19 protein-coding genes and 1 tRNA gene are annotated in these 25,807 nt (G+C 62.8%); 2 read left to right on the top strand and 18 right to left on the bottom strand.

Translation table 11 applies throughout. From position 1 onward, the window contains the following. Positions 1–174: 174 nt before the first annotated feature. From Pan44_RS07450 to Pan44_RS07435, 4 genes are all read right to left on the bottom strand, one after another. The gene (locus Pan44_RS07450; protein WP_145028756.1) at positions 175–609 is read right to left on the bottom strand and encodes a hypothetical protein; all 435 of its coding nucleotides are present in this window, start codon (positions 607–609) and stop codon (positions 175–177) included. Next, on the bottom strand, positions 606–2,006 hold the full coding sequence (locus Pan44_RS07445) for a PepSY-associated TM helix domain-containing protein (RefSeq protein ID WP_145028755.1): 1,401 nt from the start codon (positions 2,004–2,006) through the stop codon (positions 606–608). The genes Pan44_RS07450 and Pan44_RS07445 overlap by 4 nt, the downstream gene beginning before the upstream one ends. Before the next feature lie 87 nt (positions 2,007–2,093). After that, positions 2,094–3,203 carry a DUF1559 domain-containing protein gene (locus Pan44_RS07440; RefSeq protein WP_145028754.1) on the bottom strand — a complete coding sequence of 370 codons (1,110 nt, stop codon included), beginning with the start codon at positions 3,201–3,203 and terminating at the stop codon, positions 2,094–2,096. A gap of 167 nt (positions 3,204–3,370) precedes the next feature. Next, positions 3,371–3,964 carry a hypothetical protein gene (locus Pan44_RS07435; RefSeq protein WP_145028753.1) on the bottom strand — a complete coding sequence of 198 codons (594 nt, stop codon included), beginning with the start codon at positions 3,962–3,964 and terminating at the stop codon, positions 3,371–3,373. 281 nt (positions 3,965–4,245) lie between these two features. Here Pan44_RS07435 and Pan44_RS07430 point away from each other — a divergent pair, with 281 nt between their 5' ends. Then, the gene (locus tag Pan44_RS07430) at positions 4,246–6,507 is read left to right on the top strand and encodes an FdhF/YdeP family oxidoreductase (RefSeq protein WP_145028752.1); all 2,262 of its coding nucleotides are present in this window, start codon (positions 4,246–4,248) and stop codon (positions 6,505–6,507) included. 26 nt (positions 6,508–6,533) lie between these two features. Here Pan44_RS07430 and Pan44_RS07425 read toward each other — a convergent pair whose 3' ends face one another. The 3 genes from Pan44_RS07425 to sucC all read right to left on the bottom strand — a co-directional run bounded on the left by Pan44_RS07425 (position 6,534) and on the right by sucC (position 9,349). Beyond that, positions 6,534–7,223: a CPBP family intramembrane glutamic endopeptidase gene (locus Pan44_RS07425; RefSeq protein ID WP_145028751.1), complete on the bottom strand. Its 690-nt coding sequence runs from the start codon at positions 7,221–7,223 to the stop codon at positions 6,534–6,536. 82 nt (positions 7,224–7,305) lie between these two features. Next, positions 7,306–8,085: a hypothetical protein gene (locus tag Pan44_RS07420; protein WP_145028750.1), complete on the bottom strand. Its 780-nt coding sequence runs from the start codon at positions 8,083–8,085 to the stop codon at positions 7,306–7,308. A gap of 76 nt (positions 8,086–8,161) precedes the next feature. Further along, positions 8,162–9,349 (bottom strand): ADP-forming succinate--CoA ligase subunit beta, encoded by a 1,188-nt coding sequence (gene sucC, locus Pan44_RS07415; protein WP_145028749.1) that lies wholly within the window; start codon positions 9,347–9,349, stop codon positions 8,162–8,164. 287 nt (positions 9,350–9,636) lie between these two features. Between sucC and Pan44_RS07410 the strand changes: the two genes are divergently transcribed. After that, positions 9,637–10,434, top strand: a complete 798-nt coding sequence (locus tag Pan44_RS07410) for an SRPBCC family protein (protein WP_197453920.1) — start codon at positions 9,637–9,639, stop codon at positions 10,432–10,434. Positions 10,435–10,645: 211 nt separating this feature from the next. Here the strand turns inward: Pan44_RS07410 and rpoC are convergent, their stop codons facing one another. The 11 genes from rpoC to tuf form a co-directional block, all read right to left on the bottom strand. Further along, on the bottom strand, positions 10,646–14,977 hold the full coding sequence (gene rpoC, locus Pan44_RS07405) for a DNA-directed RNA polymerase subunit beta' (RefSeq protein ID WP_145028748.1): 4,332 nt from the start codon (positions 14,975–14,977) through the stop codon (positions 10,646–10,648). Positions 14,978–15,063: 86 nt separating this feature from the next. Then, entirely contained in the window at positions 15,064–18,774 is a 3,711-nt protein-coding gene (gene rpoB / locus Pan44_RS07400; protein WP_145028747.1) for a DNA-directed RNA polymerase subunit beta, read from the bottom strand. Positions 18,775–19,403: 629 nt separating this feature from the next. Continuing rightward, positions 19,404–19,796, bottom strand: coding sequence for a 50S ribosomal protein L7/L12 (gene rplL / locus Pan44_RS07395; RefSeq protein WP_145028745.1), 393 nt, complete (start codon positions 19,794–19,796; stop codon positions 19,404–19,406). Positions 19,797–19,991: 195 nt separating this feature from the next. After that, positions 19,992–20,525 carry a 50S ribosomal protein L10 gene (gene rplJ / locus Pan44_RS07390; RefSeq protein ID WP_145028743.1) on the bottom strand — a complete coding sequence of 178 codons (534 nt, stop codon included), beginning with the start codon at positions 20,523–20,525 and terminating at the stop codon, positions 19,992–19,994. A gap of 117 nt (positions 20,526–20,642) precedes the next feature. Further along, on the bottom strand, positions 20,643–21,350 hold the full coding sequence (gene rplA / locus Pan44_RS07385) for a 50S ribosomal protein L1 (RefSeq protein ID WP_145028741.1): 708 nt from the start codon (positions 21,348–21,350) through the stop codon (positions 20,643–20,645). A gap of 372 nt (positions 21,351–21,722) precedes the next feature. Continuing rightward, positions 21,723–22,148 carry a 50S ribosomal protein L11 gene (gene rplK, locus Pan44_RS07380; protein ID WP_145028739.1) on the bottom strand — a complete coding sequence of 142 codons (426 nt, stop codon included), beginning with the start codon at positions 22,146–22,148 and terminating at the stop codon, positions 21,723–21,725. Positions 22,149–22,293: 145 nt separating this feature from the next. Then, positions 22,294–23,199, bottom strand: a complete 906-nt coding sequence (gene nusG, locus Pan44_RS27800; RefSeq protein WP_231754247.1) for a transcription termination/antitermination protein NusG — start codon at positions 23,197–23,199, stop codon at positions 22,294–22,296. A gap of 76 nt (positions 23,200–23,275) precedes the next feature. Beyond that, positions 23,276–23,728 (bottom strand): preprotein translocase subunit SecE, encoded by a 453-nt coding sequence (locus tag Pan44_RS07370; RefSeq protein ID WP_197453919.1) that lies wholly within the window; start codon positions 23,726–23,728, stop codon positions 23,276–23,278. A 99-nt stretch (positions 23,729–23,827) separates the two neighbouring features. Next, a tRNA-Trp gene (locus tag Pan44_RS07365) sits at positions 23,828–23,900 on the bottom strand. 79 nt (positions 23,901–23,979) lie between these two features. Then, positions 23,980–24,135, bottom strand: a complete 156-nt coding sequence (gene rpmG, locus Pan44_RS07360) for a 50S ribosomal protein L33 (RefSeq protein ID WP_145028735.1) — start codon at positions 24,133–24,135, stop codon at positions 23,980–23,982. A 245-nt stretch (positions 24,136–24,380) separates the two neighbouring features. After that, entirely contained in the window at positions 24,381–25,577 is a 1,197-nt protein-coding gene (gene tuf, locus Pan44_RS07355) for an elongation factor Tu (RefSeq protein WP_145028733.1), read from the bottom strand. Between the last annotated feature and the right edge of the window lie 230 nt (positions 25,578–25,807).

Below are 25,807 nucleotides of genomic sequence, written 5' to 3'. Positions count from 1 at the left end.
CCGGTTCGTGCGCGAACCGTAGCGAACCTGTGTTCCCAACAAAGCCGGACGCGGCGTCGTGCTTCCGTCTGGAGAAAGCAAACGACGTAGGCAGCGACGCCGCGCCGGTGTCTCAGGATTTCATTGAAGGCGAATTCACTTTCCCGTGCGGGAGTGGAGCCGGCTTTCCTCTGGTCACCGGAGCTTGAGGTCCGGCCCCGTAATCTCGAGTGGCGCTTTCACGTCCTTGCGGGTGACCATCAGCGGTGAGGAATCTGGCTTTGAATAGGACTTCGGGATACGAACCGGCGCACCGGCGGATTCGAGTGTGCAGACATACTGACCTTCGGGAAGAAACAACGGTCCCGCAGCGCCCGGCAGCAATAGCGAAAAAGTGCCATCGGCCCGTGTCATGGCGAATCCCACCTGGACGGCTCCGGTTCCGCTGCGCTGGAAAAGGGTGAGCTGGAGGTCGCCGATTGCGGCCGAACCGCACCGGAGAATGCCTTCCGTTCCCCCCGCAACCGAAGGCGGGTCACCGCTTCCACACCCGCAGCACATGAGGCTGAGTGATACGAACAGCGGATGTCGGAACGCTGTGATCAGACGATGCTGTGGCCGGGCGCTCATGGAGATCCTCCCAGAACCGCAGCGGATGTGGGTCGCTTGAGCCCCAGCCAATCGCGAACTGGCGGGATGCGGCACAGAACGGCCCATTCCAGGATCAGCACGAGAAGCAGCGACGCGCCGAACATTGGCAGGTAGGCGCCCAGCAGGACGATGATCGCAACGAGCCCAGGCGAGAACCGCGGGTTCAGAATCATCTTCGGAGCTCCGAGCACTCCGACCTCCCGGCGACGCCACCAAAGGATCACGCCGCTCACGCTCAGCAGGATCAACCCGCCGGCCGTCATCAGTCCGAGCAGCTGATTTAGCCAGCCAAAGAGCTGGCCTTCATGTGCTGCGATGCCGATGCCGACGATCCGGTCGACCCAGTGTCGGTCCTTGAAGTCTTCACGACTGGTGATGGCGCCGGTGGAGCCGTCCACAGTCAGATTGACCCGTTTCGGCCGGTTGCCGGTCATCGACTTGGCCGACCAGTCTTTTGAGCCAGCCGCCGGGGCGGCCACAACAATCGGATCGGGCAGGTTCAACGGAGTGACTGCGGCGACGACGCGGTTCAACGGTTCCAGGTCGTGCGGCATTCCGGGGCCGGCGCCGCGCCGTCCGCCGGCGCGGGGACTCCCGCCATGCCCCGCGTGCTCGCCGCCGCCGGATCGTTCACTGCCGACGGTCCAGTCCTGCTGCACAACGGCAGTTCCGGTCACGCGCCGGACTTCCTTGAAGTACGTCCCCCAGAACTTCGCCCATGGCAGTCCGGTTGCGAGGAGGAACAGCGCGAAGAACGAAATCCACATGCCGGTGACGCTATGGATGTCGCGCCAGAAGATGCGGTTTCCCATGCGCAGACGCGGGTAGAGGACGCCCCCCATTCCATTCGCGTTTCGTGGCCACCAGAGGAACAGACCCGTCAGGAGCATGACGATCGTCCAGCAGGCAGCCAGTTCGACGATGTTCGATCCGCGGTCACCCATCAGGAGTTCGCCATGCAGCCGGAACATCGTCCGCATCAATCGCTGGTCTTCGGGAACGCTATGCAGGATCGACAGATCGCCCGGATGGACGTAGACACGCGTGGCCTGGCCTTCGTTGCGGACGATCACCCGCGCCGCCGCGTGTTCAGACGGGGGAAGCTCATAGGCGGTCGCGGACGAACCCGGGAAGGCCGCGATGGCGGCCTGCACCTGCTGAGCGGGCGTCGTCGCCGGGCTGGCAGCGGTGAGTTGATCGAAGTGGCGGTCGTTCCATGCTTCGATCTGCGGCTTGAACAGGTAGACCGCCCCGGTGAGCGAGAGCAGGATGACAAATGGCATCGAGAAAAGGCTGGCGTAGAAATGCCAGCGCCAGACGGCGCGGTAATCGGGCCAGGTTTTCACGGAGCGTTCTGATGGAGACGCGGTCGACATGGGGGAGGAAGGAAGTCTCGAGGAAGGTCGATGTGCGGCATTGCGCGGGCCGCCGCTGGCCAGCGCTCGTTCGCATGGAGATCGGGGTCAGAATTCCCCGAGCACTTCACCGCCGTTACAGCTGTGCAGGCCGCGATGCACCGCCGAGTCAATGTTCTCACCGATGAACCGCACCGAGCCGTCGCCGAGCATCACCTGAGCGCCGCCCGAGTGGTAGCTGCGAGGCGCGAAGAACCCGGTGAAATGGATCACCACATCGGGGATCTTGCTATTCGGGGTTGTGTAGCCGTTCGTGAGAGTGCTGATCGCGCCCGAGTGGGCCCATGACGTTCCGCGGCCACGCAGCGCGAGGCTCTGTGCGCCGCGCCAGTTCGTCATCGTCGGCCAGACAGCCGTCAGATCAGGATTCGCGATCAGCCCGGCCCCGTTGACGTAGGATCCCCACGCCCCGCCTCCCTGCATCCCCTGGGAGCTCTGGAGTGTGGCCGTCACGCCGCTCGATCCGTTGATCGTCTTCTGGTACGGATGTTTCGGAGTTGTGCCGGCGGGCAAGGTCACGTCGGCCCCTTCGCTGCGAACCGACTCGCTCATGAAAACGGTATTCGAAGTGCCATCGGTGCAGTCCCGCATCCGGGAGCTGGAGTTCTCATAGACCAGGCCATCCGTTCGCCACCGGAGGTCGTAATTCACGCCGGTTCCGCTTCCGTAGCTGACCATGTAGTTCGTGCCGCCGTAGATCGCGCCGCCTGCGCCGGTATTCTGGCTGGGTGCCGGGTCGCTGGGGCACAGCATGACCTGCAACGAGACCGCGAAGGCCGAGGCGAACTTCGGATTCGGGACGAGGTTGTTGAACGGCCCGCTGAAGGCGTAGTCCGCGAAATCCATCTGGTTCTGCAGACTCCCCTGCTCGACGTACGGCAGAAGGCGGGCCTGCGGCGAAAAACCCTGCGTGTTCGGCAGGTAGTTCTGCGCATTGGTCATCGGAAAAACGTTGAAGGTGCTCTCATAGTTATGCAGAGCCAGCCCGAGTTGCTTCAGGTTGTTCTTGCATTGGGTGCGGCGGGCGGCCTCGCGGGCCTGCTGGACGGCCGGGAGGAGCAGCGCGATCAGGATCGCGATGATGGCGATGACGACCAGCAGTTCGATCAGTGTGAACGCGCGGCGGGGGCGCGATGAGGCGGGGGCTGAGGAGAACATCGATACTCCAGAATCGCATGCCGCCTATTGAAGGGGCATGTCGTCGAACTCTTGAGGCGGGACGCAATCGAGAATCGGCCAGCGCGCACGGCGGCGCGCCGGAGATTGCGTGACGGACCGGGGGACTGCACGGCCATTGCGGCCGCGGACCCGGAGTGGGAGAGGAATCAGCCCGAGATTCTTGGCGGTGGAGCAGGGGGGGAAAGCGTGACCCCCGTTCGCAGGTCATCGGTCAGCGCGAGGAGCCTGTGGGCGACCGGAACCAGATCGGGAGTGCAGGGAGCTGTCGGGACGACGGCTCCGCCGAACTGCATGAGCATCGAGGTGAGCCCTTTGCACTTGAGGGCGCTCGAGAGCAGGACGAGCCCTTTCCGGACCGGCTTTTTCGGGCGCTCGCAGTAGGGCTTGTCTGCTTCATCGCCGCGGGATGTGCAGCAGGCAGGTTCTGAGCCTGCGGAGCAGCAGGTCCGTGCGGGGGCCGGCGACTCTTCGGCGTCTGCCAGGGCGGCGGGCATCTCCAAGCCGTGGTCGAGGACGAACGCGATCCGTTCGGCTTTGGTGGTGCAGCAGCAGCTGGTCCAGCATTCCTCGGCGGAGCGGCAACCGCAGGGGCGGTTCATGCAGGGGAAGGGGGTGCTCAGGTCCTTGTCGCTCGCGGCTGTTCCCGATGCGCGCAGAGCGAACGGGAGCGGAAACTGAAGCAGTCCCAGCCAGATCAGAAGCAGACCGGAAATGATCCGGCGTGAGCAACGCACCTTCATGCGCTCGACAGGTTTCCTCGAACGCTTTCTCCGCGGATCAGGCTACAGAGGCGGTCGAGGGACGGGAAGCGAGGGTGGCGCGTTTTTTCAATGGCGAGACTGGCGATGCCGCGGCGCGAGGAGTGCGCGCCGGGTGTTGCCGGGCCGCACGCCGTCCGGAGATTCCGCGCGGAGGCGGAATGTTGGACGAACCGGGATGACGAAGTTCTCCCGCAATGCCGACAGCGCTGGTACAGTGAAGAACCTGGCTGTGACATACCTCTCGCGCGGAACGCTCCCCCATGCGACGAATGAAATCCGGCGGCGGTTGGGCCGCCGTGAAGTACACGCTGCGGATGGCCAACAAGGTCACCTGGCCGAAGCTCTGGCGGGCGATGATGTCCCGCAACACGTGCAAGACGTGCGCGGTGGGCATGGGCGGCCAGAAGGGGGGGATGCGGAACGAGATGGGTCACTGGCCGGAGGTCTGCAAGAAATCGCTGCAGGCGATGGTGGCCGACATGCAGGACGGACTGCGGGATGAGTTCTTCCGCCGCTATTCGATTGCCGAACTTCGGACGCTCAGTCCGCGCGACCTGGAGTGGAGCGGCCGACTGACGCATCCTCTCTACGCGGGCCCCGGTGACACGCACTACCGAGTCATCTCGTGGAACGACGCCTTCGACCGCATGGCGAAGCAACTGACGGGCACGCAGCCCGATGAGAACTTCTTCTACTGCAGCGGCCGGTCGTCGAATGAAGCGGCCTTCGTGCTGCAGTTGTTTTCACGGCTGTATGGGACCAACTACGTCAACAACTGCTCGTTCTATTGCCACCAGGCGAGCGGCGTAGGCCTGGGTCAGAGCCTGGGAACGGGCACGGCGACGGTGACGCTCGAGGACGTCGAGAACTCGGACCTGTTCATCCTGATCGGGGGGAATCCGGCGTCGAACCATCCGAGGCTGATGCGGACTCTGATGAATGTCCGCCGCCAGGGGGGGCAGGTCGTCTCGATCAACCCGATCAAGGAACTCGGCCTCGTTAACTTCAGCGTTCCGTCGGACGTCTGGAGCCTGTTCTTCGGGTCGAAGATCTCGTCGCTGTACCTGCAACCGCATATCGGCGGCGACATTCCGCTGCTGGCGGGTGTGGCGAAGGTGCTGCTGGAGCGGCGCCTCGTGGCGAAGCCGTATATCAAGGCGGCGACCGAAGGCTTCGACGAGTTCGTGAAGGGGGTGAACGCGCTGAGCTGGGAGGAGATTGAACGGCAGTCGGGCGTTCCGCGCGCGCAGATCGAAGAACTCGGGGTTCTCTACGGCCGGGCGAAGAACGCGGTGTTCGGCTGGACGATGGGGATCACGCATCATCTGCATGGCGTCGAGAACGTGCGGATGATCGTCAACCTCGCGCTGCTGCGGGGCATGGTCGGCAAGCCACACGCCGGGCTGCTTCCGATCCGCGGGCATTCGAACGTTCAGGGGATCGGTTCGATGGGGGTCGCCCCGAACCTCAAACAGCAGATCTTCGACAACATGGAAGCGCTGCTCAAAGTGAAGCTGCCGACGAACCCGGGACTCGACACGATGGCCTGCATGCGGGCAGCGGCAGAAGGGAAGGTGAAGGGGGCGATCTGCCTGGGGGGCAACCTGTTCGGCAGCAATCCCGACGCGTATTTCGCCCACAGGTCGCTCGGCAACCTCGATTTCATCACGTACATCAACACGACGCTGAATACGGGGCATGCCTGGGGAACGGCGAAAGAAACGCTGATTCTCCCCTGCCTGGCGCGTGACGAAGAGCCGCAGCCGACCACGCAGGAGTCGATGTTCAACTACGTTCGCCTCAGCGAGGGAGGGGAGCAGCGGATCGCACAGGCCAAGTCGGAACACGAAATCCTGACGACGCTGGGGCATCGCGTGCTGGGCGACGCCGGGCCGGTCAACTGGACTGAGCTCAAGCTGCACAGGACCGTTCGCGAGATGATCGCGAAAGTCATCCCGGGCTTCGAAGCGATCGGCCGGATCGACGAGACGAAGCAGGAGTTCCAGATCGGCGGCCGGACGTTCCACACGCCGACGTTCCCGACGCCGAGCGGCAAGGCCCAGTTCGCACCGCTGGAGGAGCCGATGACGCGGGTCGCTTCCGCTGCGGCTGCTCCCGAGGCCGGGCCTGGGCAGGGGGTGCTGCGGATGATGACGATCCGCTCGGAAGGGCAGTTCAACACGGTCGTCTACGAGGAACAGGACATCTACCGCGGGCAGGACCGGCGGGATGTGATCCTGATGCATGTCGACGATATCCAGCGGTTCGGCTTCACGATCGACCAGCCGGTGACGGTGCGCAGCTCTGTGGGCGAACTGCGTGGAATCCGCGTGCGGGACATTGATATTCGCGCTGGGAACTGTGCGATGTACCTGCCGGAAGCGAACGTGCTGGTGCCGCACGAGGTCGACCCGCAGTCGAAGACGCCGGCCTTCAAGTCGATCTGGCTGACGATCGAAGCGGAGCGGCCGTCGTCTGTGTCGAGCGACGGCCTTGTTTCGCTCGAGATGGCGGGAGTGTGAGGGGAGGGTGGATGGGTAATCGGTACTCAGTACTCGGGCGGTTTGCTTTCGGGCCTGGTCCCGTCTGCCGGGGTTTCGTCGTCGGCTGAATCCTGGATTGCCGGCTCTGTTGTTGCCGGTTGCGTTGTTGTCTGGGCCGGTGGCCAGCGGCTGGGGGCGACGAAGCCACTGGATGTCTTTCGGAAATCCCGGGCCACCAGCAGGAAGCCGATGAGGTCGTACACGGTGTGGGCGACGATCGGGGCGGTGAGATTGCGCTCGGGGCCGAGATTTGCCAGGACGCTGAAGTAGACGCCGAAGCCGGCCGCGATCAGGAAGTATGTCACCGTGATCGGGTGCATGGCTCCGAAGAGCAGGTTGGCGACGACGATGGCGAAGAGGATGTCGTAGCTTCGCAGCCAGCCTTCGAGCGCTCCGCGAAAGACGAGTTCCTCGGAGATTCCGGCCATCGCAGCGAGGGCCACGAGGTCGTACCAGCGGCATTGCGCAAGCGCGGGGCCCAGCAGATCGACGACGCGATCTTTGAGGTCCGGCGCGATGAAGAAGACGACCGACATCGGCAGGACTGCCGCGAGCCCGATCGCGGCCTCCTCCGGATCCGGTCGAAGGAGTGAGGTGAGGTCCAATCCGACCAGCCAGGCAATGAGAACTGCGAGCGCGGTCAGTGCGAGATAGACGAATGCAGCCGTCCTGAGCAGACCGCGCCGATCAATCATTGAGTAGGGCCTGAAGCTCGGCGTGCGCCGCCCGCAAGACTTGCGGACGGCGGATTCTCACACGACTGAAATTCCGCAATGTTCACTGGGGCTTCGGCATCTGACCAGCGAGCGCGTCATCGATCGCCTTTCGGTGAGGTTCCCAATCGATGGCGTCCTTCGCCTTGTCAGCGATCAATTCCGCCTCCTTATGGCGTTTGGTGATGACCATCAGGGCCACGATCGTCGCGGCTCGCCGGGTGAAACGCGCTTCGCTGGATTGGAGCAGTCTCAGGGACTCCGGGGTCCTGAGGACGTGCCGTTTGCTGTCCTTGTAGTTCCGCAACGCTTGACGATACGCCTGATCGGGATCGCAATACTTGCCACACAGGTCGTACTGCTTCTCCTGAAGCAGTGCGTCCTCGGCCCACAGATAGGCGAGGATGGCTTGTGCCGGCCTGTCGCGATCGAGGACCACGAATGTTTCAGCGGTTTGCTTTTCCTCTCCGAGGACTCGGTTGATGCCAGCAAGGTCGCCGAAGCAATGCGGAAAGTTCTTCCCCTCCAGAACTCGTTCCTTCGTCGCGTCTCTCTCCGCTTTCAAGTCGTCCAATGCCGGCGGGAACTGGTCCGCAAGCTGCTTCCAGCTCGAGAGGGCGAATGACAATCGCACTCCACCCTGGGCCGAGTCGTACTTGAGCGCGTTGCGGTGATACCAGATATGCTTGGCGAGTGCGGTTTCGAACCGCCCTGCCTGCGCGTCAATCTGAGCCTCGTCCAGAATCTTCTGTGGCTCAGGATCATCCGGGGGCGTCCAATCAGCAGCACCGCATCGCTGAATGGTGAACAAGGCCCAAAGAATGGCTGCCAACCAGATCTTCATGTCAGCCCTTCTGATCTGATGCTCTGACGTTGCTCGGCCCCACAGGGGGCTGACGCCCCCCGCTCGCCGAATTACTTCACGCGCCCAGAGTCGCCACGACCTTCTTCGCCGCGTCGGTGAGGTCGGTCGCGGAAGTGATCTTCTTGCCGCTCTCGGCGAGCATCTTGCGGGCGAGTTCGACGTTCGTCCCTTCCAGGCGGACGACGAGGGGGACCGTGATGCCGACGGTGTCGTAGGCGGTGAGCAGCGCGGTCACGATCGTGTCGCACTTCATGATGCCGCCAAAGATATTGACGAGCACAGCCTTCACGTTCGGATCAGCCAGCAGGATGCGGAAGGCTTCCGTCACCTGCTCGACATTGGCGCCGCCGCCGACGTCGAGGAAGTTGGCCGGTTCGCCGCCGTGCAGCTTGATGAGGTCCATCGTGCTCATGGCGAGGCCGGCGCCGTTCACGAGGCAGCCGATGTTTCCTTCGAGCTTCACGTAGCTGAGGCCGGCTGCCTGTGCCCGCACTTCCGAAGGATCTTCTTCGAGGAGGTCGCGGAGTGCGTCGAAATCCTTATGGCGGAAGAGGGCGTTGTCGTCGAAGGTGACCTTGGCATCGAGCGCCAGCATCTTGTTTTCGCCGGTCAGCACGAGCGGATTGATCTCGGCCATGCTGCAGTCGTGGTCGACGAAGAACTTCGCGATCTTCGGCAGGAACGACTCGGCTGCCTTGGCGCCGGCGGCATCGAGGCCGATGGCGGCGGCGAGCTTCCGCGCCTGGAACGGCAGCAGGCCCATGCCGGGATCGAAGTGCTCGCGGGCGATCTTTTCGGGATGCGACTCGGCGACTTCCTCGATATCCATGCCGCCTTCGGACGAGAAGATGACGACCGGCAGGCCGACTTCACGGTCGACGACGACGGCGAGGTACAGCTCCTTCTTGATGTCGAGCCCCTGCTCGACGTAGAGCGTCTGGACCTTCTGGCCAACGTCGCCGGTCTGCTTGGTGACGAGGGTCGAGCCGAGCATGCGCTCGGCATTGTTGCGGGCGTCATCGGCCGATTTCACCAGCACGACGCCGCGCTGCTCGGGATGTTCCTTGAACGTTCCCTTGCCGCGTCCGCCGGCATGCACCTGCGACTTCACGACGGCCACGGCTCCCTGGAGCTTCGTGAAGGCATCAGCCGCTTCCTGGGGAGTCTTGGCGACGATCCCTTTCGGGACCGGAACTCCGGACGCGGAGAACAGTTGCTTTCCCTGGTACTCGTGAATTTTCATCGGACGGAGCGTAAACGGAATTCTGAGGACGAGACGTTGCGCGCAGGATGCGTCGACCAGTGATGGTAAGGCGTGCGCGGCGGGCATGCACGCGAGGCGGGGATTCAGTCGCCCAGCGAGTGCGAACGGACGGCCCCCAGGTGTGTTGAGACGGATTGAGCGAATGGGGCCTCGGCGGCGTGCGCGGGATCTGACAGACTGGAACCCTGTTGGCGGGTTTGTTTCTCCGAGCCTGGTGGTGGCGCCGGCGTCACGCACGGGCGAATCTCGAATTACTCAGGTGAGTCATGCCACTGAAGAATGATGGTTCCGGAAAGCGGTGGGTTGAGATGGAAGTCGTCGTTCCCGGCGCGCCGGAGGACGTCTGGAACGCAATGGCGACAGGCCAGGGAAACACCGCGTGGTTCACCAGGACCGAAATCGACGGAGGGATCGGCGGCGAGATCCGGTTCGACTTCGGGGCGGATGGCGCGTCGAAAGGCGAAGTGACCGTCTGGGAGCCGCCGCTGAGATTCGGCTATGTCGAACGCGACTGGCTGGAAGGGGCCCCGCCGGTCGCCACAGAAATCTCCATCATCCGCCGTCCTGGCGGGACGTGCCTGATGCGGATGGAGCACTCGTTGTCGTCGTCAAGTGACGACTGGGACAGCCACCTGGAAGGATTTGAGAAGGGCTGGCCGGTGTTCTTTGAAGTGTTGCGTCGGTATCTGCAGCATTTCGCGGGTCGGCCGGCCGCACTGTTGCGCGTCGATTCGGGCGGGACCGGCGAGGAACTGGACCTGTGGGTGAAACTGACGACGGCGCTGAACCTCGCGGGCGCAAATTCCGGCGAACGGCGTGAATCTCCCCGGCTTGCGGGCGTTGTGGAACTCGTCCAGCAGGACGACAAGTTTCGCCACGTGATGCTCAGGATCGACCGGCCGTCCGAGGGGATCGCCGTCGTCGGGACCTACCAGCGGGGGGGCGAGGCGCGAGGCGTTGTCCTGCTGTACCTGTACGGCGAGGGGGCGGCTGGCACTGTGCAGCAATTGCAGGAGGAGTGGTCCGCATGGATCAAGGGATTGCTGGGGGAGGGGCGGTCGTAGTTGGGGGCCTTTTGCGGAGCGAGTCACTTGAACGGAAGGGGGACTCGGTCCTCGGAATGGGAGGCGTGACGAGTTGGTGGCGGGGTTGCTGGAGTGCGGCGGCTTGCCGTGCCCGATCCCGCGGGGCGTGGCCTGCGGGATTCTGGATTAAAAAAGGCCGCCGCATTGTTTGATGCGGCGGCCTTTGTTTTTGGTCAGCGGTTCGCGGCGATTACTCGCCGGTGAGATCCTTCAGCGAAGGAACATCACCCTGGAAGCCGCCGGGCTGCGGCATGCCGTCTTCTTCACGCAGCATTTCGCGGCGGGCCGCGAGGATGCGGGCGTGTTCAGCACGCAGCTCCTGCTGGGCTTCGGGACGGATGCGGACGTCCGAATCCTGGTGGGTGTTGAAGCCCGTGCCGGCCGGGATGAGGTGGCCGAGAATCACGTTCTCTTTCAGTCCCTTCAGGGTATCGAGCTTTCCGGCCATGGCGGCCTCGGTGAGGACCTTCGTCGTTTCCTGGAAGGACGCGGCGGAGATGAACGATTCGCTCTGGACCGCGGCCTTGGTGATGCCGAGAAGCTGGGTGCTGGCGCGGGCCGGCTTGGGCTTCGTGGACTTCACCTTCTTGCCGCCCGAGGCTTCGAGCTGGGCGTTGACTTCCTCGATGGTGGCGAGCGGAACGACGTCGCCTTCCTGGAACTCGGTGTCGCCGGCATCGGTGATCTTGCCAGATGACTGGAGGGCCTTGTTCCCCTTCTGGAACTCGAACTTGTCGACCACGATGCCGGGGAGCATGTCTGAATCGCCGACGTCGTCGATGCGGACCTTGCGGAGCATCTGGGCGACGACGAGCTCGATGTGCTTGTCGTCGATTTCCACGCGCTGGGCACGGTAGACGTTCTGGATTTCGTGGAGCAGGTACTGCTGGACGGCTTCTTCACCCGACACCCGGAGGATGTCGTGGGGAACAAGCGGACCGCGGACAAGGGCATCACCGGCCCGCACGATGTCGCCCGTGTGGACGAGCAGCGGCTTGCCGTGGGGAATGATGTGTTCGACTTCGGTGCCGTCCGACCCGATGACCATGATGACGCGCTTGCCGCGCTTCTTGTCGGGCAGGATTTTCGCTTCGCCGTCGATCTCGGCCATGATGGCCGGATCCTTGGGCTTACGGGCTTCGAAGAGTTCGGTGACGCGGGGCAGACCTCCGGTGATGTCCTGCGTACCCGATGCTTCGCGGGGGTTACGGGCGACCACCGTACCGGCCACCACCTGCTGGCCTTCCTCGCATTCGAGGTTGGCCCGTTCCGGGATGTAGTAGTAGTCGAGAATCTTGCCGCTGGCGTCTTCGACGATGATCTGCGGGTGCAGGTCGCCCTTGTGCTCGATGATCGTCCGACGGGCGTTGCCGCTGGCGTCGGTTTCGGTCTTGAGCGAACGGCCTTCGACGAGATCTTCAAAGCGGATCCGACCGCCGACTTCGGCGAGGATCGGGACGGAGTGCGGATCCCACTGGCAGAGGATCTGGCCGGCGGAAACCTGGTCGTCTTCCTTCACGAGCAGCACGGCGCCCTGGGGGACCGTGTAGCGTTCGAGCTCGCGGTCCTTCGGGTCGTTGACGATGATTTCGCCGTTTCGGGCGAGCACGACGGTCTGGCCTTCGGCGTTCACCACGGAGCGAATCCGCGAGAACTTCACCTTACCGGCCTTCTTCGTCTTCTGCTCGCTCTCTTCCAGTTCCTTGTTGGCGATACCGCCGATGTGGAACGTACGCATCGTCAGCTGCGTACCCGGTTCACCGATGGACTGGGCGGCGATGATGCCGACGGCGAGGCCGTCTTCCACCAGCGAGCCGGTGGAGAGGTCCATTCCGTAGCAGCAGCGGCAGACACCGAGATCGGCTTCGCAGGTCATCGGGCTCCGCACGAGGACCTTTTCGAGACCCATCTCTTCGATCTTGCGGGCGATATCGACCGTGATCAGCGAGTTCTCGCGGACGACCACTTCGTCGGTGATCGGGTGCACGATGTTCTGACGGCTGATGCGTCCGCGGATGGCCTGGGCCAGGCTGACTTCGACCTTCTCGCCGCGATACAGCACACCGCGGGTGACTCCCTTGGTGGTGCCGCAGTCATCCTGCGTGATGACCATGTTCTGGCAGACGTCGGCCAGCTTACGGGTCAGGTAACCCGAGTCGGCCGTCTTCAACGCCGTATCCGCCAGACCCTTACGGGCACCGTGGGTCGAGTTGAAGTATTCAAGGACGGTGAGACCTTCCTTGAAGTTCGACTTAATCGGCGTTTCCATGATTTCGCCGCTCGGCTTGGCCATGAGGCCACGCATGCCGGACAGCTGCTGAATCTGGGCGATACCGCCGCGGGCACCCGATTCCGACATGAGGAAGATCGGGTTCACGTAGCGGCCGTTGTCGCGGAGATCCTGCTCGAGCTCGACCCGCATCTGGATCGTGATCTGCTCGCGGGCATGGGTCCAGATGTCGATGACGGTGTTGTACCGCTCTTCATCGGTGATGACGCCCTTGTCGTACATCTTCTGCTGACGCAGCACCTTCTGTTCGGCGTCGTCGATCACCTTCTGCTTGTTGGTGGCGATGATCAGGTCGCTCGAGGCGAACGACAGTCCGGAACGGGTCGATTCCTGGAACCCGAGTTCCTTCATGTCGTCGAGCAGCTTGATCGTTGCGCGACGGCCGAGTTCGAGGTAGCAGTCGGAGATGACGTTCGACAGATCCTTCGACTTCAGCGTGATGTTGTAGTAGGCCATCGACTTGGGAAGGATGTCGTTGAAGAGCATCCGTCCTGCGGTCGTCTGGATGAGGCCGCCCTTCTTGTACGTGTCGGCGCCTTCGCCCTTCACGCGCTTGTTGGCGGGGAGGCGCAGCTTCACGATCGAGTGCCGCGCGACCTTCTTGTGCTGATAGGCCATCAGCAGTTCTTTGGTCGAGGCGAAGGTCATGCCTTCGCCCGGCTGGCCGGCACGCTTGACCGTGCAGTAGGCGCAACCCATCACGATGTCCTGCGACGGCGTGATGATGGGGCTGCCGTTGGCGGGCGAGAAGATGTTGTTCGTCGCCAGCATCAGCACGTGGGCTTCGACCTGTGCTTCGATCGACAGCGGCAGGTGAACTGCCATCTGGTCGCCGTCGAAGTCTGCGTTGAAGCCTTTGCACACCAGCGGATGGACGCGGATGGCGTTTCCTTCCACGAGCACAGGCTCGAAGGCCTGAATGCCCATGCGGTGCAGCGTGGGAGCACGGTTCAGCAGGACCGGGTGGTTCTTGATCACCTCGTCCAGGATGTCCCAGACCTCTTCATCTTTCCGCTCGAGCATGCGCTTGGCGGACTTGATGGTGTCGGCGTGGCCGAGTTCCTTCAGGCGGCGGATGATGAACGGCTGGAAGAGCTCCAGCGCGATCTTTTTCGGCAGGCCGCACTGATGGAGGTGCAGTTCCGGGCCGACGACGATGACCGAGCGGGCGGAGTAGTCGACGCGCTTGCCGAGCAGGTTCTCGCGGAACCGGCCCTGCTTGCCCTTGATCATGTCCGTCAGCGACTTCAGCGGACGGTTCGAGCTGCCGAGAACAGGCCGCTTGCAGCGGTTGTTATCGAACAGGGCATCGACCGACTGCTGCAGCATTCGCTTTTCGTTGCGAATGATGACTTCCGGAGCGTTGAGGTCGACCAGCTTCTTGAGCCGGTTATTGCGGTTGATGATGCGGCGGTAGAGGTCGTTCAGGTCGCTCGTCGCGAAGTTGCCCGATTCAAGCAGCACCAGCGGACGGAGATCCGGCGGGATGACGGGGACGCAGTTCAGGACCATCCACTCGGGGCGGTTCTGGCTGTCGCGGAGGGCTTCGACGACCTTGAGCCGCTTGATGTAGTCCTTCGTCTTCTGCTGGCTGCCAGTCGATTTCAGCTCGGCGCGGAGCTTCACCGATTCCTCGGTGAGGTTGATGCGCTGGAGGAGCTTGAAGACGGCCTCGGCGCCCATGTCGATTTCGAACGCCTTCTCACCGTACTTCTCGCGCTTTTCGCGAGCTTCTTCTTCGGTGAGGAGCTGTCCCCTGCGGAGCGGGGTGTCGCCCGGATCGATGACGACGTAATCCTGGAAGTAAATGACCTTTTCCAGGCTGGTGGTCTTCATGTTGAGCAGGGCGCCCAGGCGGCTGGGCATGCTCTTGAAGAACCAGATGTGGACGACCGGCGCGGCGAGCTCGATATGGCCCATCCGCTTGCGGCGAACGCGGCTGTGGGTGACCTTCACACCGCAGCGATCGCAGATCATGCCCTTGTACTTCATCCCGCGGTACTTGCCGCAGGCGCATTCCCAGTCTTTTTCAGGTCCGAAAATACGCTCGCAGAAGAGACCGTCCCGTTCGGGGCGGTACGTGCGGTAGTTGATCGTCTCCGGCTTCTTCACTTCGCCGAACGACCAGCTGCGAATGTCATGCGGGCTGGCCAGTGAAATCTTCACGGCCCCGTAGTCATTCACGCGATCGTAAACGCCGTCTCCAGCCTGCGCGCTGTTGCTATTGCTCACGTCAATCTCCGAGTGGGTGGTCTGTAGATCGTGGGACTCGCCGGGCTAAGCCGCGACGGCTTCTCTTCTCACTCTCAACTCGCCACTCATGCCTTCAGTTTTTCGAGCTGCATGTTCAAACACAGTCCGCGAATCTCGTTGTTGAGCACGTCGAAGCTCGCGGGCGTTCCGGCCTCGAGCGTGTTCTCGCCCTTGACCATTGATTCGTAGATCTTGGTCCGGCCTTCGACGTCGTCCGACTTCACGGTGAGCAGTTCCTGGAGAATGTAGGCCGCTCCGTAGGCTTCGAGGGCCCACACTTCCATCTCTCCGAAACGCTGACCGCCGAAGCGGGCCTTACCGCCCAGCGGCTGCTGGGTGATGAGCGAGTACGGACCCGTCGCACGGGCGTGCACCTTGTCGTCGACGAGGTGGTGCAGCTTCAGCATGTAGATGATGCCGACGGTCGACTTCTGTTCGAACTGCTCGCCGGTCCGGCCGTCGTACAGGCGGACCTTGGCGTCGGTATCGATCCCGGCCTCGGTCAGCGTTTCCTCGAGCTTCTCCTTGGTCGCTCCGTCGAACACCGGGCAGACACAGCGGTAACCGAGCTTCGAGGCGGCCCACCCAAGGTGGGTCTCGAGGATCTGTCCCACGTTCATACGGCTCGGCACGCCCAGCGGGTTGAGGACGATGTCGACCGGCGTGCCGTCTTCGAGGTACGGCATGTCTTCGATCGGGAGGACCTTGGAGATCACACCCTTGTTGCCGTGACGACCGGCCATCTTGTCGCCGACCGAAATCTGGCGGCGGGAGGCGACGTAGACCTTGACCATCTGCAGGACGCCGTTCGGCAGCTCGTCGCCGCGCTTCATGCTGTTGACCTTGAGGTCGGCGTCGTCGATCACGTCTTCGACGATCGACCAGTTCTCCTTCAGGAGCTTGCGGGCGTCGGCCAGCTTCTGCGGGCTGCGAATGTCGAGCTTCTCGAAGTGACGCTCGAAATCACGCGCGTATTCCGTGATGAACTTGTGATCGTCGATCGTCCGCAGTTCGCGTCCGTCGTCGTCGACCAGGTGCTTGCCGAGGGTCGCTTCGAACTCCTTGAGGAAGCTCTTGAACGCTTCGTCGACCTTCGCCTGGCCTTCCTGCTCAACCCGCTTCACGTCCGAGTCGAACTTGCGGCGTTCGGCATCCGACAGGCTCAGCCGGCGGCTGAACCGCTCGGTGTGAATCACGATGCCTTCGATGCCCGACGGGACTTCGAGCGATTCGTTCTTCACGTCTTCGCCGGCCTTGCCGAAGATCGCGTGCAGCAGCTTTTCTTCCGGCGTCAGTTCGGCCTTGGCCTTCGGGGTGACCTTGCCGACGAGGATGTCGCCGGAGACCACGCGGGTGCCAATCTGGACAATGCCGCCCTCATCGAGGTTGCGGAGCGCCTTTTCGCTGACGTTCGGAATTTCGCGGGTGAACTCTTCGCGGCCCAGTTTCGTCTCGCGGATCTCGACGTCGAACTCGTCGATGTGGATCGACGTGTAGACGTCTTCCTTCACCAGGCGTTCCGAGAGGATGATCGCGTCTTCGAAGTTGAAGCCTTCCCACGACATGAACGCCACGGTGACGTTCCGGCCGAGGGCGAGGACGCCACTCCGCGTCGCGGCCGAGTCGGCCAGGATGTCGCCCTTCTTGACGCGCTGGCCGAGCTTCACGATCGGCTTCTGGTTGAGGCAGGTGCGCTCGTTGAGGCCGGTGAACTTCCGCAGCGGATACTTCTTCTCTTCGACTTGGACCATGTCGGCGTCGACATAGGTGACTTTCCCGGCCCGGTCGGCGCGGAGCACCATGCCGGAGTACTTCGGGATCTCGTCTTCCAGGCCCGTTCCGACGATGGGCGGCTCGGTGATCAGCAGCGGCACGGCCTGCCGCTGCATGTTCGAACCCATGAGCGCGCGGTTGGCGTCGTCGTGTTCGAGGAAGGGGATGAGGCCGGCCGAGATGCCGACCATCTGCGACGGCGCCACGTCGATGTACTGGACCTGCTTGGCTTCGACCCAGTGGACGTCATTGCGATAGCGGGCGAGGACACGATCTTCCGAGATCTTGCCGTTCTGCACCGGCGTATCAGCCGGCGAGACGTAGACGTTCGATTCCTCGTCGGCCCGGAGCCATTCGATCTCTTCGGTGATCTTGCCGTTCTGCACCTTGCGGTACGGGGTGATCAGGAAGCCGTAGTCGTCGACCTTGGCGAAGATCGACAACGACGAAATCAGACCGATGTTCGTGCCTTCAGGCGTTTCGATCGGGCAAATGCGTCCGTAGTGCGAGATGTGAACGTCGCGGACTTCGAAGCCTGCACGCTTGCGGTTCAGACCGCCGGGGCCGAGGGCCGACAGACGCCGCTCGTGCGTCAGCATCGAGAGCGGGTTGGTCTGGTCGACGACCTGCGAGAGTTCGCTGCGGCCGAAGAAGAACTCGATCGCGGCCGAAACGCTCTTCGGGTTGACGAGCGTGCGGGGCGTGACGTTTTCCATTTCCTTCAGGCTCATGCGCTCCTGGACTGTGCGCCGCAGCTTGAGGAAGCCCTTGCGGATTTCTTCGGTCGCCAGTTCGTCGATGGTGCGCAGGCGGCGGTTGCCGAGGTTGTCGATGTCGTCGACCTGGGCCGACTGATCGCCGATTCGGAGCTTCACCAGGTAGCGGATGGCGTTGACGAAGTCCTCCGCGCGGAGGGTCATTTCGTCGTCCGGGATATCCTGGTTGAACTTCCGGTTGATGCGGAAGCGTCCGACACGGCCGAGGCGATACCGATTGAGGTCGAAGAACTTCTCCTTGAAGAGGTCCATCGCCTTTTCGAGCTGCGGCGGGTTGCCGGGACGGAGCCGCTGGTAGATCTTCAGCAGCGCCTCTTCGTGGCTGGCGCAGGTATCTTCCAGGGTGCTGTTGAGGATCAGCTGGTCGGGAGCGGTTTCGATCGTCTGGATCGTCTTCACGCCGGACTCGAGGATCTCCTGGGCGACGGTTTTGGTGATCCGGTGCGAGACTTCGCACATGATCTCGCCACAGCGCGGAGTTCCAGCCGGATAGATGATGTCTTCTGCGGCGTAGTGGCCGATGAAGGCCTCGGGCCCCTTGGAGACCTTCACGGACTGGACGTCGTAGAAGAGCTTCAGCAGGGCCGTGGTCGACGAGTAGTTCGCGTCCATGGCGCGAAGCAGGGTCATCGCCGAGAAGCGGCCGCTCTGGTCGATGCGGACTCCGAGCGTTTCTTTCTTGGAGACGACGAGTTCGATCCAGCTTCCGCGCTCGGGGATGACGCGGCAGGAGTAGGCCTTCTTTTCACCCGGTTCGGAGGCGATGACGAAATCGACGCCGGGGGAGCGGTGGAGCTGGCTGACGACGACGCGCTCAGCGCCGTTGATGATGAACTCGCCACCCCCGAGCATGATGGGGATGTCGCCGAGGTAGACTTCTTCCTCGATCGGCTGTTCCTTCATCAGCTTCAGCCAGATGCGGAACGGCCGGCCGTAGGTGAGGCGGAGCTGGCGGCATTCCGTGGGCGTGTAGCGAGGTTTGCCCAGTTCGTAGCGGACGTACTCGAGGCGATGCTGGCCGTCGTAGCTTTCGACGGGGAAGACTTCCCGGAGGATTTCTTCGAGGCCCTGGTTCCGGCGCTGGCTGGGGCGTTTGTCCAGTTGCAGGAACCGATCGTAGGAGTCGGTCTGGATCTGGGTCAGATCGGACAGGTCGAACTGGCCCTGGATATGGCCAAAGTTGACGACCGAGTCCATCTTGAGAATGCGTTCAGCGGGAATCGGCATGCGTGCTTCTCAATGAGCGTGAATTAAACAATGAGCGTGCGCGGGGCAGTCAACCGGGCACGGGACCGCGACCTGCGAGTCAAATGGCGACGCGCGTTGCGCGGCGCCGGGAAACGACTGTTTTCAAAACCAATGACCTCGGGGCGGAGCGGGTCCGTCGCGTCCGTGGGCCCCGTGAAGAATCCGTACGCCGTGAATCAACAGTCGCGAAATCCACGGGTGTAGAAACAACTGAACAGCCGACTTCTACGCAGTGCGCGTAGACGCCGACTGTTGTCGATGTCGATTCCGTCGGAGCAGGGTTGCTCCGGAAGTGTTCGCCGAATGACGTCCCGGTCAACCCGGCTCCCCCCTTCAAGCAAGTCCATTGCGAGTGCAGACCATCCGCCCGGCGGCCAGCACTCACCCCTGTCGACAATATCAGCGCAGCGCAATCGCAAGGCATTGGTCGCGAAAGTATAGCGAGACGCGTGCCAATCGCAAACGACCCGAACAAAATTCCCGGCGAGCGCGTTGCCGGTCTGCATCGGCCTGGACTCAGGCGCGGCACAAACGCCGACCGGCGACGAGGAAAGAGCGATGCCCTCCCCGTCGCCGCGTTGGACTCTCACACGACTGCAACTGTCGAATTACTTCACTTCGACCTTGCCGCCGGCGTCTTCGATTTCCTTCTTGATCTTGTCGGCTTCTTCCTTCGGCACGCCGGTCTTCAGCGGCTTGGGAGCGCCTTCGACAAGGTCCTTGGCTTCCTTGAGGCCCAGGCCGGTGATGCTGCGGACGACCTTGATCACGTTGATCTTGTTGTCGCCGAACGCCGCCAGGATGACGTCGAATTCGGTCTTGGCAGCCGGGGCGTCGCCGCCGCCAGCACCAGGTGCAGCCGCCATCATCACCGCGCCGCCAGCGGCGGGCTCGATGCCATGGACTTCCTTCAGGTAATCCGAAAGGGCCTTGGCCTGGAGCAGGGTCAGACCAACGATCTTATCGCCCAGCTCTTTGGTGGTTGTGTCAAACTCAGCCATTGCAAACTCTCCTTCAAATCTTTCCGCCGGCGAAAAACCGGCACGTCAGTCGCCGGCGTCCCGGCGGATGTACCACCGGCAGGCGATGAGACCTGTCACACCCTTTGGAACGCCCGGGGCTACACACCCCGGCACGGAAAACGTGTTTCCAGTTGATGAATTCAAATGTGGATCAGCAGCAGTGGAGCTGCACACTTACGCCGCGGGAGCGGCGTCTCCTTCTTTGTCCGCGATCTTCTTGACCTGGCTGGCGAGCTTCGAGCCCATGCCGAGGAGCTGGCTGGAAAGCTTCGCTCCCGGAGCAAGAATCTGACCCGAAATCATCGACAGCAGTTCGCCGCGGCCCGGGCTCTTCGAGAGTGATTCGAATCCGGCGGCGTCGAAGCCCTGGCCGTCGGCGCTTCCGCCTTTGACCTCAAGCTTCTTGACGTCCTTGGCCCACTTCGCGAGTTCCTTGGACAGGGCGACGATGTCTTCGCCACCCCAGACCAGGGTCGACGGGCCGGCGAGGGCGCCTTCGAGGGCCGTGAAGCCGCGGTCGGCGAAGGCTCGCTTGGCGAGCGAGTTCTTCACCTGCAGGAGGTTGATCCCCTTTTTCTGCATCTCAAGGCGGAACTTGTTGTCTGTCACGCCGTCGAGCTTGGACATGTCGATGACGAGGAGGTCGCGACATTCGCCGACAGAGCGGCAAATCTCGTCCATCATCATGCCTTTGATCACTTTGCTCATTTCAGACCGTCCGGGACTGGAGTCCGTTGGTTGTGCTGTGGAGGCGGGCGGAGGGGCGACTTCAGGTCGCCGGCGCTCGCAAACGGCCCGCGGGCAGGCCGGCTCAATGGTTGCGGATTACGCGGCGTTGACGCGGATGCCGGGCGTCATGGTGCCGGAGATCGTCACGCTGCGGATGTACTGGCCTTTGGAGGCACTGGGCTTGAGGCTCCGGATCAGCGTCAGCATGGCCTGGGCATTCTCTTCGATCGCCTGCGGCGCGAAGGAAAGCTTGCCAACGACGACATGCACGATTCCGGCGTCATCGCAGCGGAACTCGACCTTACCGGCCCGGTATTCCTTGACTGCTCCAGCGACGTCCTGGGTGACCGTGCCGGCGCGGGGGGAGGGCATCAGGCCACGGGGGCCGAGCACCTTACCGAGGGGGCCGACGACGCCCATCATGTCGGGCGTGGCGATCGCGACGTCGAAGTCGGTCCAGCCTTCCTTGATCTTGTCCGCGAGGTCTTTGCCGCCGACGAATTCGGCGCCGGCCGCCTGGGCGATGGCCACGTTGGGGCCCTGGCAGAACACCAGCACTCGCTTCGACTTGCCGATGCCGTGCGGGTAGACGATCGAGCCGCGGACGATCTGGTCGGCATGCTTCGGATCGATACCGAGCCGGACCGAGAGGTCGATCGACTGGTCGAACTTGAACGGCTTCTTCCCCTTGGGGGACACCGATTCAAAGCTCTTGAGAATTTCAACGGCCTTCGAGAGATCCACGGAGCCGAGATCGGCCGTGAGTTTCTGCATCGCCTGTTGACGCTTCGACACTTTCGCCATAACAACACATTTCCATCTGCCGCGGGGACGCGATGCGGTCTGTTTGACCGACAGTTCGTGAACTTGCGCGGGGACCAAACGATCCGCCGACACCAGTGCCTGGTGTCTTCCTCAAAGTCTCAGTGCGTCAGAGCACCCCGCCGATTGCGATGGCAGGCTTGTTCCCGACAGCCACTCGCGGTCGGGGCCGAGGTAAGCTGGCCGCCGCGAAATGAGAAGCGGAGCATTCTGACGAGCAACGTCCGGGCCGTCAATCGAACGACACGGGGAATTTATCTGGGGGGATTGGGGAAGTGCTCCCTGTCCCGCTGTCCGGACGGGCCGGGCAGGTTTCCGCGAGTGAATGCCGGTGTTTCACCGGCGTTTCGCCGGTCAGTTGACGACGGTGATGCCCATGCTGCGGGCGGTTCCGGCGATGACCTTCGAGGCGGCTTCGATGTTCGGGGCGTTGAGGTCGGCGAACTTGCGTTTCGCGATCTCGGCGACCTGGGCCATCGTGACCGTCCCGACCTTGTCGGCCTTGGGGTTTGCGGCCCCCTTGGCGACCTGGGCGGCTTCCTTCAGGAGCACCGACGCCGGCGGGCTCTTGAGGATGAATTCGAACGAGCGATCGTTATAGATCGTGACGACGGCGGGAACCGTCATGCCCTTGAAGTCGGCGGTGCGGGCGTTGAACTCCTGCACGAACTTACCGATGTTCACGCCGTGCGGACCGAGTGCGGTACCGACCGGGGGGGCAGGCGTCGCCTGGCCGCCGGGGATCTGGATCTTGACTTGGGCTGTGACTGCTTTGGCCATGGTAGTTGGTAGTGGATAGTAGGTAGTTGGTAGGGCTGGCGGGCAAAAGCTCCGCTGTCCTGGAATGTGACGCTTCGCTGGACTTGGGCCGACAGCAGCTGGGCAGGCCACTCATTCCTGCCCACTCCCGACAACCCACTACCAACTAGTTCTTTTCGACCTGCCAGTGTTCGAGTTCGACCTCGGTCGGCCGGCCGAAGATCTCGATGATGACCTTCACCTTGCCGGTGGTTTCGTCCATCGAATCGACAGTTCCTTCGAAGCTCTCGAAGGCGCCTTCCTTGACTTTGACGACATCGCCGACCGAGACGCTGAACTTCACGACCGGACGATGTGGTTTTTCCTCTTCGCCGGAGACGGTCTCGGCCCCGAGCATCCGCGCGATTTCGTGTTCCTGCATCGGCAGCGGACGTCCGGCCGCGCCGGTGAAGTCGCCGACGCCGCTGGTGTCACGCACGAGAAACCAGGTTTCGTCGGTGAGGCGGCACTGGATCATCATGTAGCCCGGGAAGAGCTTCTGTTCCCGGATTTTCCGCTTTCCACCCTTGGTCTCGACGACCTTCTCGGTAGGAATGACGATCTCGCCGAAGTAGTCGCCGTACCCGTCGCGCTTGATGCGGCGGACGAGATTGTCGCGGATGGACTTCTCGCGGTTGCTCTGGACCTTCAGCACGTACCAGTGGAGCGGGATCGTGGCCGGGTCGCGAGGCGTGTCGTCCTCGTTCATGTGAGACGGCAGCGCCGGGCGGCCGCTGCCGGCTTCCGACTTGGTCATCGTCTCGGGCTTGACCGGTGGAATGTAGACTTCGTCGTCGTCTTCGTCCTGCCGGCGGCGGGAGGACCGGAACGGGGCGGGTTCGGCGGCGGGGGCTTCCGCGGCCGCCGGCTCTTCCGCCTCGACAGCGGGGATGTCGGGAGTGGTGTCGGCCTGGTCGGCGGATGATTCGGCGACAGGCGCGCTCTCGACGGGCGAGTCCGCAGTGACGGCGGATTCATCGCCGGTCATTGCGGGCGTTTCGTCTTCAGCGGCGTTCGCCTTGTTCTCATCCATCGTACTACTCAATTCCGTGTCGGTTGTTGCACCGGCTACTCACATCCCCGGATGGGATGCGGCTCAGCGGCTGTTGTTATGGGGTCGGCGTCGTGGGCGTCGAGATGTCGAGGAAACGGATTGTCTCGAAGAGCCAGTTCCAGAACACGTCGCAGACGAACATGTAGGCGGTGAACAGGACCAGCATGGTGAGGACCACGCCGAGAGCCCGCCAGAGGTAGGCCCAGTCGGGCCACGACATCTTGTCCATTTCGCCTTCGACGGCGATGAGGAAGTCGGCGAACTTCGGGTAGTTGACGACCCGCCAGGCGAACCAGGCGCCGAGCACTGCGAGGGCGCTGGAGCCGCCGACGCGAATCGGAGTTGCCTGATCGGCCAGGATGGTATTGGCCAGGGTGATGCAGCCCACCGCCACGATGGCGACGATGCCGAAAAACGTTCCCTGACGGACGAGCCGACCCTGGTTGCGCTTGTAGATCCCCCCGGAGAACATTTCGCCGAGGAGCGATGTCGTATTTGCCGCTGCCACTTGGGGTCCCTTCATGGACGAGCAGATCGTTGGTGGTGGGTCGTGCGTAGGAATCTGATGCCTACCCACGACCAGCTACCGACTACCCACTTTTAAAGGCACGGGCGGAGGGACTTGAACCCCCAACCTGCGGATTTGGAATCCGCTGCTCTGCCAATTGAGCTACACCCGTAACGAGGAAGTGGGTCGTTGCTAGTGGATAGCGGGTAGGAAAACTCCTTGGCTACCCACTACCAACCACCCACTACCAACTACTTCTTACGCGATTCCTTGTGGACCGTGTGCTTGCGGAGCTTGGGGCAATACTTCTTGAGCTCAAGCCGCTCGGTGCCGCGGGTTTCCTTCGGGACGCGGTAGTTCCGCATTCCGGTTTCGGTGCATTCCAGCCAGACGTATTCGCGAGCCATGTTGGCCGATCCTCAGTGTGCCATACCGCCGCGGAAGGCGGCGTGCGCCCCCGGGTTTGAAGCCGGTGGGGCTGGCAGTCAATTCGATTGATCCGGGAAAATTTGGACCTCCGCGCGGGCAAGTCGGCCTGCGCGGAGGTCGTGAAAATCGATGGACAGATCGGGGGGCTGTGGGCCCCCTTCTCGCCGACGCGCGTTCCTTGCGGGACGCGGCTCTTTCGGGCTTCGTGAAGAAGCCCGTGCAATTACGCGATGATCTTCGTCACGACGCCCGAGCCGACGGTGCGGCCGCCTTCGCGGATGGCGAAGCGGCTGCCTTCGTCCATGGCGACCGGCTTGATCAGCTCGACTTCGAGCTTCACGTTATCGCCGGGCATGCACATTTCGGCTCCACCGAGCAGCTTCACAGCGCCGGTGACGTCGGTCGTGCGGAAGTAGAACTGCGGACGGTAGCCGGAGAAGAAGGGGGTCTTGCGGCCGCCTTCGTCCTTGCTCAGCACGTACACTTCGCACTCGAACTTGGTGTGCGGGCTGATCGAATTGGCCACAGCCAGAACCTGGCCGCGTTCGACGTCGTCCTTGCCCGTGCCGCGGAGCAGCAGACCGACGTTGTCGCCGGCCATTCCGCTGTCCAGGGTCTTGTTGAACATTTCGACGCCGGTGACGATCGTGTCCTGCGGCTCCCGCAGGCCGAGGATCTTCACCTTGTCGCCGACCTTGATCACTCCGCGCTCGATACGGCCCGTGACGACCGTTCCGCGACCTTCGATCGAGAACACGTCTTCGATCGCCATCAGGAACGGCTTGTCGGCTTCGCGCTTCGGCTCGGGGATGTTCTTGTCGAGAGCATCCATCAGGTTGCCGATGCAGGCGTTGAACGTCTCGTCCTTCGGATTGTCGAGAGCGCCCTTGGCGTTGCCGCGGACGATTTCGATGTCGTCGCCGGGGAAGCCGTACTTCGTCAGCAGTTCGCGGACTTCCATTTCGACGAGCGTGAGGAGCTCTTCGTCGTCGACGAGGTCGCACTTGTTGAGGAACACGACGAGTGCCGGCACGTTGACCTGACGCGCGAGCAGGATGTGCTCGCGGGTCTGCGGCATCGGGCCGTCAGCAGCCGACACGACCAGGATCGCGCCGTCCATCTGGGCGGCTCCGGTGATCATGTTCTTGATATAGTCCGCGTGGCCCGGGCAATCGATGTGGGCGTAGTGGCGGGTGGCGGTTTCGTATTCGACGTGCGAGACCGAGATCGTCACGGTCTTGGTTTCGTCGCGGACCGTGCCGCCCTTCGCGATATCGGCGTAGGCCTTGAACTTGGCGAGGCCCTTACCGGCCTGCACTGCGAGGATCGCGGCGGTCGTGGTGGTCTTGCCGTGGTCAATGTGACCGATGGTGCCCACGTTGACGTGCGGCTTGGTCCGGTTGAAATTTTCCTTCGCCATGAGTGGTGCTCCAAACTCCCAGTCAAAAAAAGATGTGCGTTGTTTTCCGCGGAAAACAGGATCGAACGGCGGCAGGAAAATGCCAGACCGCGTGTCAAACATTCGGGCCGGGTGTGCCCGTCCCGAATGTCAAAGGCGGTCTGCGCCAATGCCCAGACGGTGCCAACGGACACACGGGTTAACAACCGCCCGCTGCACCTGCAACTGAGCGGCCGAAAACAATCCGCGAA

This window comes from Caulifigura coniformis (assembly GCF_007745175.1).
GTDB classification, from domain to species: Bacteria; Planctomycetota; Planctomycetia; order Planctomycetales; family Planctomycetaceae; genus Caulifigura; species Caulifigura coniformis.
Note: the sequence above shows the minus strand (reverse complement) of the source record. Positions and strands in the feature narration are given on the sequence as shown.